Source organism: Tenacibaculum sp. L6, assembly GCF_028823685.1.
In the GTDB taxonomy this organism is placed as follows: Bacteria; Bacteroidota; Bacteroidia; order Flavobacteriales; family Flavobacteriaceae; genus Polaribacter.
In genome coordinates this window covers 22251-32793 of record NZ_JAPEHZ010000021.1, presented here as the reverse complement: position 1 = coordinate 32793, position 10543 = coordinate 22251, and the positions used below count along the sequence as shown (strand labels likewise).

Annotated in this window: 12 protein-coding genes and 1 pseudogene; 1 reads left to right on the top strand and 12 read right to left on the bottom strand. The window is 32.4% G+C overall.

Annotated features, from left to right (window positions below; all coding sequences use genetic code 11):
• Positions 1-28: 28 nt before the first annotated feature.
• Complete coding sequence (locus OU788_RS06080; protein WP_274634331.1) at positions 29-916, bottom strand: 3-hydroxybutyryl-CoA dehydrogenase; 888 nt, start codon at positions 914-916, stop codon at positions 29-31.
• Positions 917-1067: 151 nt separating this feature from the next.
• Positions 1068-2027, bottom strand: a complete 960-nt coding sequence (locus OU788_RS06075; protein WP_274634330.1) for a Gfo/Idh/MocA family protein — start codon at positions 2025-2027, stop codon at positions 1068-1070.
• 269 nt (positions 2028-2296) lie between these two features.
• Here OU788_RS06075 and OU788_RS06070 point away from each other — a divergent pair, with 269 nt between their 5' ends.
• Complete coding sequence (locus tag OU788_RS06070; protein ID WP_274634329.1) at positions 2297-2938, top strand: protein-L-isoaspartate(D-aspartate) O-methyltransferase; 642 nt, start codon at positions 2297-2299, stop codon at positions 2936-2938.
• 57 nt (positions 2939-2995) lie between these two features.
• Here the strand turns inward: OU788_RS06070 and OU788_RS06065 are convergent, their stop codons facing one another.
• From OU788_RS06065 to rlmD, 10 genes and pseudogenes are all read right to left on the bottom strand, one after another.
• Positions 2996-3166: a hypothetical protein gene (locus OU788_RS06065; protein ID WP_274634328.1), complete on the bottom strand. Its 171-nt coding sequence runs from the start codon at positions 3164-3166 to the stop codon at positions 2996-2998.
• Positions 3167-3311: 145 nt separating this feature from the next.
• Positions 3312-4172 carry a substrate-binding domain-containing protein gene (locus OU788_RS06060; protein ID WP_274634327.1) on the bottom strand — a complete coding sequence of 287 codons (861 nt, stop codon included), beginning with the start codon at positions 4170-4172 and terminating at the stop codon, positions 3312-3314.
• Positions 4169-4492, bottom strand: a complete 324-nt coding sequence (locus OU788_RS06055) for a hypothetical protein (protein WP_274634326.1) — start codon at positions 4490-4492, stop codon at positions 4169-4171. Before OU788_RS06055 ends, OU788_RS06060 begins: the two co-directional genes overlap by 4 nt.
• Positions 4493-5362, bottom strand: coding sequence for a nucleoside phosphorylase (locus OU788_RS06050; RefSeq protein WP_274634325.1), 870 nt, complete (start codon positions 5360-5362; stop codon positions 4493-4495).
• On the bottom strand, positions 5363-6307 hold the full coding sequence (locus OU788_RS06045; RefSeq protein ID WP_274634324.1) for a DUF1835 domain-containing protein: 945 nt from the start codon (positions 6305-6307) through the stop codon (positions 5363-5365). It lies immediately after the preceding gene.
• A 149-nt stretch (positions 6308-6456) separates the two neighbouring features.
• Complete coding sequence (locus OU788_RS06040; protein WP_274634323.1) at positions 6457-6780, bottom strand: translation initiation factor; 324 nt, start codon at positions 6778-6780, stop codon at positions 6457-6459.
• 5 nt (positions 6781-6785) lie between these two features.
• Positions 6786-7738: pseudogene (locus tag OU788_RS06035) on the bottom strand (isopenicillin N synthase family dioxygenase).
• 60 nt (positions 7739-7798) lie between these two features.
• Complete coding sequence (locus tag OU788_RS06030) at positions 7799-8524, bottom strand: DUF6048 family protein (RefSeq protein WP_274634322.1); 726 nt, start codon at positions 8522-8524, stop codon at positions 7799-7801.
• Positions 8505-8981 carry a DUF6452 family protein gene (locus OU788_RS06025; protein ID WP_274634321.1) on the bottom strand — a complete coding sequence of 159 codons (477 nt, stop codon included), beginning with the start codon at positions 8979-8981 and terminating at the stop codon, positions 8505-8507. The genes OU788_RS06030 and OU788_RS06025 overlap by 20 nt, the downstream gene beginning before the upstream one ends.
• A gap of 6 nt (positions 8982-8987) precedes the next feature.
• Positions 8988-10439, bottom strand: a complete 1452-nt coding sequence (gene rlmD, locus OU788_RS06020; RefSeq protein WP_274634320.1) for a 23S rRNA (uracil(1939)-C(5))-methyltransferase RlmD — start codon at positions 10437-10439, stop codon at positions 8988-8990.
• Positions 10440-10543: the final 104 nt, after the last annotated feature.

The window sequence follows — 10543 nt, the reverse complement described above, 5'->3', positions numbered from 1 at the left end:
CCTTTTTTTTATGGTTATAAGCTAAAGTTTACGAAAACATCTTCGCTACTTTCTCAGCTTTTCTACTTTCAGAATAATCGTAAAAACCTTCACCAGATTTTACACCTAATTTACCTGCCATTACCATGTTTACTAATAACGGACATGGAGCATACTTAGGGTTTTTAAATCCGTCATACATTACGTTTAAGATAGATAAACAAACATCTAATCCAATAAAATCAGCTAATTGTAATGGTCCCATTGGGTGCGCCATTCCTAATTTCATTACAGTATCAATTTCAGCAACACCAGCAACACCATTGTATAAAGTTTCAATACTTTCGTTAATCATTGGCATTAAAATACGGTTGGCAACAAAACCGGGATAATCATTTACTTCAACAGGAACTTTATTGATTTTTTTAGTTAAATCAACCGTAAAATTCATTACTTCATCAGAAGTGTTGTATCCTCTAATAATTTCAACCAATTTCATAATTGGCACAGGATTCATAAAGTGCATCCCAATTACTTTTTCTGGTCTATTGGTAGCCGCAGCAATCTGAGTAATTGAAATAGATGAGGTATTAGTTGCTAAAATGGTTTCTTCGTCGCAAACTTCATCTAAATCTTTAAAGATTTTTAATTTTAAATCTACATTTTCAGTAGCTGCCTCAACAACTAAACTAGTGTTTTGTACACCATCTTTAATAGAAGTGAAGGTAGTAATATTGTTTAAGGTATTATTTTTATCGTCTTCAGTAATTTTTTCTTTCGCTACCATTCTGTCTAAGTTTTTAGTAATGGTTGCTATACCTCTATCTAAGGCAGCTTGCGAAATGTCGATAAGTTGAACATTGTATCCAAATTGAGCAAACGTATGCGCAATTCCGTTCCCCATTGTTCCTGCTCCAATTACGGCGATATTTTTCATGTTTGTTGTGTTTTATGGTATTTATTATGGGCGTTCCCCTCTGGGGCGGGCTTTCCGCTACAATCTTTTTTGTTATTCTTCGATTCACTCCGAATAACAAAAAAGGATTTTCACTGCAATCCCTAACGCGGTTGTTTCTTGTTACTTTATGTTAAAAACAGTCTATAATTTGATGTGCTACTCGCAAAGCTTCTGTACCTTGACGTAAGGAAACGATAGGTGTAGTGTCGTTATGAATTGCATCAGCAAATGATTCTAACTCATCTAAAATGGCATTGTTAGCCACGACTTCAGGATTATCATAATAAATTTGCTTTTTAACTCCTTCAGCATTTTGTAAAATCATAGCAAACTCATCAGGTTTTTCTGGTACATCTTTCATTCTAACAACTTCCGACTTTTTCTCTAAGAAATCTACCGAGATATAAGCATCTCTTTGGAAAAAACGGCTCTTACGCATGTTTTTCATCGAAATTCTACTTGCTGTTAGGTTCGCAACACAACCATTTTCAAATTCAATACGAGCATTAGCAATATCAGGAGTTTCAGAAATTACTGATACACCACTAGCATGAACACTTTTTACTTTTGAGTTTACTACCGATAAAATGATATCAATGTCATGAATCATTAAATCTAACACAACAGGTACATCCGTTCCTCGTGGGTTAAACTCTGCCAAACGATGTGTTTCAATAAACATTGGCGTGTCTATCATATCTTTTACAGCAGTAAAAGCAGGGTTAAAACGCTCTACATGTCCTACTTGTCCACGAACATGGTGTTGACTTGCAAGGGTTCTAATAGCTTCTGCTTCTAGTACGGTATTGGTAATTGGTTTTTCAATAAAAATATGTCTTCCTTTTTCAATGGCTTGTTTAGCACAATCAAAGTGAGAAAGTGTAGGGGTAACAATGTCTACCACTTCTACAGCATCTATTAATTCTTCTACAGAATTGAATAATTTATAACCAAATTCATCGGCTACTTTTTGTGCATTTTCAGTAAAAGGATCATAAAATCCTACTAACTCGTATTTTTCTGATTGTTGTAACAAACGCAAATGGATTTTTCCTAAATGACCTGCGCCTAAAACTCCAGCTTTTAACATTCTTATCTGTTTAGTTATTGAAAAGTATTGTTGTTTGTAGGAAGAAAGCTTTCTTTATTCGAATGATTGATAAATGTTTACCTAAATAAACAGCCTTACCGTTTTAAACAACGCTAACAAAGATACACTTTTATACATATTTATTACTACTTTTAGCCTCTCGAAATTTTATGATCAGCCAAACTTTTACATGAAAGTTGGCGATAGTTACAATAAAATAAACATCCTATATTTATATAGAATACTGTTTGTATTAGGAGGGAATATAAATGAAAGACACAACCAAACACCAAGGACTTAGAAATCAATTAGCAAACGTTTTAGCTGTAAAAGGAATTACTGATACTAAAGTATTAGAAGCAGTTCGTAAAATACCAAGACATTTGTTTATGGATAGTAGTTTTGAAGCACATGCGTATCAAGACAAAGCTTTTCCTATTGCTGCAGAGCAAACCATTTCTCAACCTTATACGGTAGCTTTTCAATCGGAAGTTTTAGAGATACAGCCTGGTGAAAAAGTATTGGAAATTGGTACAGGATCTGGATATCAAACAGCAGTTTTGTTAGAGTTGGGAGCAGAAGTATACTCGATTGAGCGCCAGCACGAATTGTTTAAGAAAACTTCTATGTTTTTACCTAAACTAGGGTATAGACCAAAGCGTTTTATTTTTGGAGACGGTTATAAAGGTTTACCAGAAGAAGCTCCTTTTGATAAAATTATTGTAACTGCTGGAGCTCCGTACGTTCCTAAACCGTTATTGGCGCAAATTAAAGTAGGAGGTAGGTTGTTAATTCCTGTTGGAGACAAAGAGCAAGTAATGACCTTGTTTATAAGAAAATCACCCAAAGAATTTGAAAAGCATGAGCTGGGCGATTTTAGGTTTGTACCAATGCTGAAAGAGAAGAATTAAACAAAAAAATCCGCCTAAAAAAGCGGATTTATTGAATTTGAATAAAGAAACATCAACTTATTCAGCGATTGCTATTTCAGTTGCATCTGCAACTACTATCTCTTGTTGTTGATGTTGTTTTTGTTTGTTTTGATCAGTTTTGGCTAAACCACAAGGACTAGTACTTCCGCAAGAAGAAAAACCTAATAAACTAACAGTACAAATTGCAATAAATACTACTTTTTTCATGTGTTTGTTTTTATCGTTTTTAATAGTTGTACCTTAATTAAATTAGGCACTTTGTGTAAGCTTTACTATTGAAAATAGTCAATTTATTGAATGTATAATGACTATTTTAAACAGGGTAGCTTGATTGTTTTTTGTTTTCTGAAAATCAAATATACATATTTCTGATTAAGTCACCAGAATTTTCCTTCTTTTCAATAACGTTAAACTCTACCATTTTATTTTGTATAGTAGAAATTAAATCTTCGCTAATCGGTTTTCCATCGTTCCATTCAGTAATAGATAACCATTCTTGGATATCCTCTAATTGTTGTTCATATCTGTTAGCAAGAACTTCATCGATGTTGTCAAAATCTTTAAAGTCTTTAGTACAACTATTAATAATATCGTGTACTTTTTTTACCTCTTCGAAGTGATTTTCTAAAATTTCATCACGAACAGCAATCACAAAACAAGGCCAAGGTGTAGGGCAGTCGCCAACACGTCTAAAAGTACCGTTATCTACTAAAGGCTTTGTAGTAAAATGCTCCCACATAAAATAATCAGCGTCACCATTTGTTAAAGCGTCAATTCCTCCTTGTAAATCGCCAACTACTTTAAATTTTAGTTTACTAACATCCCAACCATTATTATGAGCATTCACAATGGCCATAAGTTGTGAGCCAGATCCAAATCGACTAATAGCTACCGTAGCATGTTCTAAATCGGAAATGGTTTTGAATTTAGAATTTGCACCTACATGAATCCCCCAAATAAGAGGACTTTTTACAAAGGTTTGTGTAATTTTTGAAGGATTACCGTTGATGATATCTTTTATAATTCCTTCAGTAAGCACTAAAGCGATATCAACTTCTCCAGAACGTAACGCTTTTGCCATCGCACCTGTACCTCCAGGGTAATCTTGCCAACGCAAGTTGATACCTTCTTTAGTATATTCTTTATTTTTCAACGTAATGTACCATGGATAATTAAAGTGCTCTGGTACACCACCTATTCTTAAATTTATCATGAAATAATTAAAATAATAATTATTAAAAATATTAATAATACAGAGATTAATACTGTAAAAAGTGAATTAGATGTAAATTTAGGAAGTCTAGTTTCAATATTAGGCAATGAATCTAAATAGATTTCAAGTTGATTTTTTACACAAATAGCATCAAACTTTTTTCTGTCAGAATTTCTAATATAATATTTATTAGACCTTGATTCAGATAAATGTTCTAGTTCATTATGAAACTGAATATTGTTTTCGAGCATTAATCTTTCAAACTTAAAGATATCTTGAAACCTAATATGAAATTTAAAAGCTTCCTCTCCATCAAACATTTATTCAACTAATTTATCTAGGGTATATACAATCAAATCATTCACTACTTTATACGGATCTTCACTAAACGTTCCATTGGCTCTATTAGCAATAATAGCGTTCATCGAGGCTGCATTGTGACCTAATAATTTGGCTAATCCGTAAATGGCAGAAGTTTCCATTTCAAGGTTGGTAATTCGATTGTTGTTATAGTTAAAACTATCAATCTTCTTATTTAAATCGGGGTCTTGTAAAGGTAAGCGTAAAACACGTCCTTGAGGACCATAAAAACCACCAGCGGTAGCTGTAATTCCTTTATATACCTTGTTAGATATTAATTTGTCTTCTAAAGCTTTTCCATTAGAAACAATTAAAGGGTATGATTTTTTAGCACTCCAATTGGTATGCTTTATAAAAGCTTCTTCTATATCTGGATGTGAAATTTCATCCACTTGATAAGATTGAAGTAGTCCGTTTAAATCTAACCCATGAGAACTTAATAAAAAACTATCAACGGGAATATCACTCTGTAAAGAACCAGAAGTTCCAATTCTTGTAATGTTTAACTGGGTGTGGTTTTCTTTTACTTCACGCGTGTTTAAATCGATGTTTACAAGAGCGTCTAACTCGTTTAAAACAATATCAATATTATCAGGTCCTATACCTGTAGAAATAACAGAAATTTGTTTTCCTTTATAGGTACCGGTCGTAGTTTTAAATTCTCTTTTTTGGGTACTGAATTCTATAGTGTCAAAATGTTTCGTAACCTTATCCACACGATATTGATCACCAACGAAAATGATATCGGTAGCAATATGTTCAGGTCTTAAATTCAAATGATAGATACTACCATCTGGATTTAAGATGAGCTCAGAATGTTGTATACTCATTTATGATGTAATTTTTAACAGCTTATCGGTAGAGTTTACATAGAGATAGCTGTACTTTTTTGCGCCACCAAGATACGAAAAATCAGAACGAATTTTAGCATAATAATTGGTTTGGTTTTGCAATACCTTTTTTCCTGTCTTGCTTAATTTAACAGGGTCAAAAGAAGTAAATAGTTTTTTTAATTCATCTAGCTTATGAAAATATTGACTGTCGCCAAATCCATAATTTTCTTGATGCGTTAACATATAGCCAACTAATTCGTTTTGATTTGCAAAATTATGTTCGTTAGCTATTTTTAATATGTTGTTTTCTAAGTGATTTAATCCATTTTCAATTGAAGGAAAACGAAGTAAGTGCGCTTTAATGGCACTTTCTAAGTAAACAAAAGGTGATTTTGGATTGAATTTATGAGCGTTTTCAAGAGGAAGTGGACTGTCAGAACAATATAGTTGCCATATATAATCAGCATATTCAATATCGTCGTTAGTTAGTTCTATTCTGTTTTCAAAATGTTGTTGTAATTGTGTTTCAGATAATTCTCCTAAGCCGAATAATTTTTCTTCTCCTTGAATTTTACCGCTTGTAACTAGAGATACTTTGTGGCCAGAACGATAACGTTTTAACCAACTAATTACAGCAACCATGTTTATTTGACAAAACAAATCATATTCAAACCATAAAACAATTTCATCTTGTTGTTTTTGATTACAAAGATTTCTGTATTCTTTTAAAGTGTAATCGATGAATTTCTTTTTAGTGATTTTATAGGAATCTTTTAAAAAGTCGAAGCGGATTTTCCAAAAGTTTTCACTTCCAACATCGACAGAAGTTTTTCCTTCACATAACATTTCACGCCAAGTAATAATATCGCCTTCAATAGTTAATTTTTGAAGTCTTTGAGTGGTGTGGTCTCCATTAGTTATGTGTAATAAAGAATGTTTCATAATTTTTGGGGAATTAATTGATTTCTTTATTGTATAAAATAAACGGATTATTTTATACGTTATTATTTATTGGTTGATTTTTAACATTTTACAAAAAGTTGTAAATATAAAAAAAATGTCGAGGAATCAAATTCCTGACATTTTTTTGTTTATCCACCAACGCGTTTTACGTTGAATCCTTTATCTTTTAAAAGCTGCATTATAGTATCTCTATAATCACCTTGAATGATGATTTGGTCATCTTTAAAACTACCACCAACACTTAGTTTGGTTTTAATTTCTTTTGCTAATTTCTTGAAATCTTCGGTAGCTCCGTTATATCCGTCTATAATTGTAACTGGTTTCCCTTTTCGCTTTTCATATTTGCATAAAATAGGATCATCTTGAAGCCAGATATCAGGTTTTTCTTCAATAGGTTTTTCTTCAAATTGATGATCAGGGAAAAGGTTTTTTAATTGATCTTGTAAATCCATTAGATTTATTTTTTCAATCCTAATTCACGTAAACGTTCATCTAAAAACTCACCAGCAGTAATATCTTCAAACTGTTTTGGGTTGTTTTCATCAATACAATTTTCTAAAACATCTAATTTCATGTCTGAAACTGGGTGCATAAAAAATGGAATTGAGTAACGAGAAGTTCCCCATAATTCTTTAGGAGGGTTTGTTACTTGGTGAATGGTAGATTTTAATCTGTTGTTACTGTGACGTGATAACATATCACCAACATTAATCATTAATTCATCTGGTTCAGCAATAGCGTCAATCCATTCTCCTTTATGGTTTTGAACTTGTAATCCTTTTCCTTGAGCTCCCATTAATAAGGTGATTAAGTTAATATCACCATGAGCAGCAGCTCTTACAGCTCCTTTAGGTTCTGTAGTAATAGGAGGGTAGTGGATTGGACGTAAAATACTGTTTCCGTTTTTGATATAGTTATCAAAGTAAGTTTCCTCTAAACCTAAATGCAATGCTAAAGAACGTAAAACATATTTAGCTGTTTTTTCTAACATTTGGTAAGCTTCTTTACCTACTTTGTTAAATTCAGGTAACTCCTTAACCTCTACATTTTCTGGATATTCTTTTGCGTATTTTGAATCAGCATCAACATACTGACCAAAGTGCCAAAATTCTTTTAAATCTCCTTCTTTCTTTCCTTTTGCACTTTCTTTACCAAAAGAAACATATCCTCTTTGACCTCCAATACCTGGAATTTCGTATTTTTCTTTTACTTCAGTAGGTAAATCAAAAAAAAAAACTTCTTGATTTCAGCATATAAGTTATCTACTAATTGATCGTCTAAAAAGTGTCCTTTTAATGCTACAAATCCTATATTCTCATAAGCGTCACCAATCTCGTTGATGAATTTTTGTTTTCTTTCTGCATCATCCGATAAAAAGTCGGCTAAATTTACGCTTGGAATTTTATTCATTGTTAATAAGTTTTATTATTCAAGCTGTAAAGTTAGTGAAATCAAGTGTGTGTTGATAATTTATTTATTAACAAAAGGGATTAGGTAGGAAATTGTATAGTTGAATCCGAAACCAGTATTGCTTTCAAAAACACGGTTAAAACCAGGAGTGTACAAGGTTTTAAAGTTTTTTTGGTCATCGACACTTAACATAATTTTATACGAAAAACTAAAACCTACGAACAGGTTTTTAAAAGTTTCTGCTTTTATACCTAGTTGTAATTCAGTCCAATGAGCAGTTAATCCAGAATCTGTAACAGGAGTTTCCACAGGGTTAGAAGGAAAGTAAGGAGGAAGGTTTTCTGTTCCTGAAGAAACATTAGGTTTGTAACTGTTTAGTGAATGATCAAACATAGCAAAACCGTAACGCATACCAACGAAAATTTCGTTGTTCATATCAAGCCAATTTTCATAAGCGTTGTAATTAGCTCCAATTTTAATGTAGTTTCCTTTGGCAGAAGACGATAAAAAATCTTCAAAAGTAGTTTCATCTTCATGTCCTATTTCCGCAGCAACATACCATTTTTTTGAGAGGCGATAATCACCTACAAGTTCAAAACCACTATAACTTTTATCAACAATAGCAAGTGCGGGTTTACTAACATCAATTCCAAGACGTAAACCATATCCTGTTTTATAAGTAATGGTGTCTTTTTGTTCTTCGGATTTTTCTTCAGATGTGTTTTGTTGCGAATAACCGTTTATAAACACAAAAGCGAAACATAAACTAATGAAATACTTGTACATGAGCTCTGGATTGATTGTCGATTAAAGGAATTTCTTTGGTAGATAAACTGTCTATCCAACCTGTATGATCTAAAGTAACATTTTCATAAATAACTCTAAAACCACACGAGCGAGATACAAAATCATCTTCAGGATTGTACTCAATAGTTAGTGTAGCGGTTTGATTATTGGCAGTATTACCATCTACATCATTCATTTTTAAGGTATATACTGTTTTTTGAGATAAACTATTTAAAGGAATAGCAATGCTATCATTGTTGGCATTTGTAAAAAGACTATCTGTTTTTCCTTCAGCAATGACAGATAAACGTTCTACAGTTTTCAGATCATTAGTGGCATCTTTATCATAAAAACGTAGTACTAAATTTGGTGTCACAGGATTTTGCGTACAAAAATCATCTTTTTCACAAGCTGTTAAACCTGCTATAAGTAAGAATAGAGCAATGTATTTTTTCATTAATTTTTATTTTTCAAATAAAACAATCGTTTCTATATGTGATGTATGTGGAAACTGATCTACTAAACTAATCTTTTTTAATTGATATCCGTTATTGATCAACTCTTCCGTATCACGAGCTTGCGTTGCTGGGTTACAAGATACGTAAACCATTCTATCTGCATTTAAGTTTATGATTTTCTTAAGCGTTTTAGGAGCAATTCCTGCACGAGCTGGATCTAAAATAATGGTTCTGATTTTGTTTTTATATTGTGGATGTTCGTTTAAGAACTTTCCTACATCAGCAGCATAAAATTGTAATCCTTCAATGTTATTTCGTTCAGCATTTTTCTTAGCATCTTCAATTGCAGATGCTACGATATCTACTCCAACAATTTTAGTGTTATTTGCTTTTGAAGCGATAATTTGCCCGATGGTTCCAGTACCGCAGAATAAATCCATTACCACCGTGTTGTCTACAGCTTCTTTGTTTTCTAACGCGTAATCAACCACTTTGGTATATAGTTTTTCGGCAGATTTAGGGTTGGTTTGAAAGAAGCTTTTCATGCTAATTTCAAAGTTTAAGCCTAGTAATTCTTCTACAATTTTATCTTTTCCGTATACCAATTTGATACTTCCAGAAGTTGCGATAGTTCTATCACCAGTTTCATCATTTATAGTATGCAATAAACCAGCGACTCTCTCTCCGAATAATTCAACCAAATAATTAGCAAAATCTTGTAAATCAAATTTAGATAAACCGTTTGAAGTGGTAACCAAATTGAATAATAATTCATTGGTTTTGTATGATTTTCTCACTACAAAATACCTGAAAAAACCTTCTTTTTTAGGTCCGTGCCAAGGTTGTAGTCCTGTTTTTTTACAGTATTCTCTAATGTTTTTGATGTTATCTTCAACTTGTTTGTCAAACAGCCCTGAGTCTTTCTCTAAATTATCTCCCATCCACCAAACACCACGACGTTTGAATCCTAGGGTAAACTCATCAATGTCGGTTTTGTTTTCACGATCGTAACCAATGGCAGAGAATCCATATTCCATTTTATTTCGGTAGTGGAATACATTAGGAGAAGAAATAAATTCATCAAATAAGTCTTCTATATTTTCAACTTTACCAATACGCTTGAATAAAGACAACGTACTTTCTTGTTTGTATTGATGTTGTAATTCGATAGGTAATTGTATGTATGGAGCTCCAGGGATGTCTTGATACGGGACTTCAACTTCGTCTTTTGAGTGTTGTAAAACATCAATTAATTTACATTCTGCATATTTCTTTTTAGATTTTTCTACACGTGCTTTTACCAATTGTCCTGGTAATGTATTTGGCACAAAAACCACGAAAACACCTTCCTCAGAACGTATTCTTCCAATTCCTTTTCCGCCGAAGGCATAATCTTCAATTAAAATCTCAATGATTTGTCCTCTTTTTACAAACTTATTTCGCTCTCTTCTTGGCATTTTCTACTAAAATTTATGGTATGCAAAATTAGGAAAAGTTATGGTTTGATGATAAAAAAAAGACTACTCATTTAGAGTAGCCTTTTTAGATTGTTTTTGCGTGG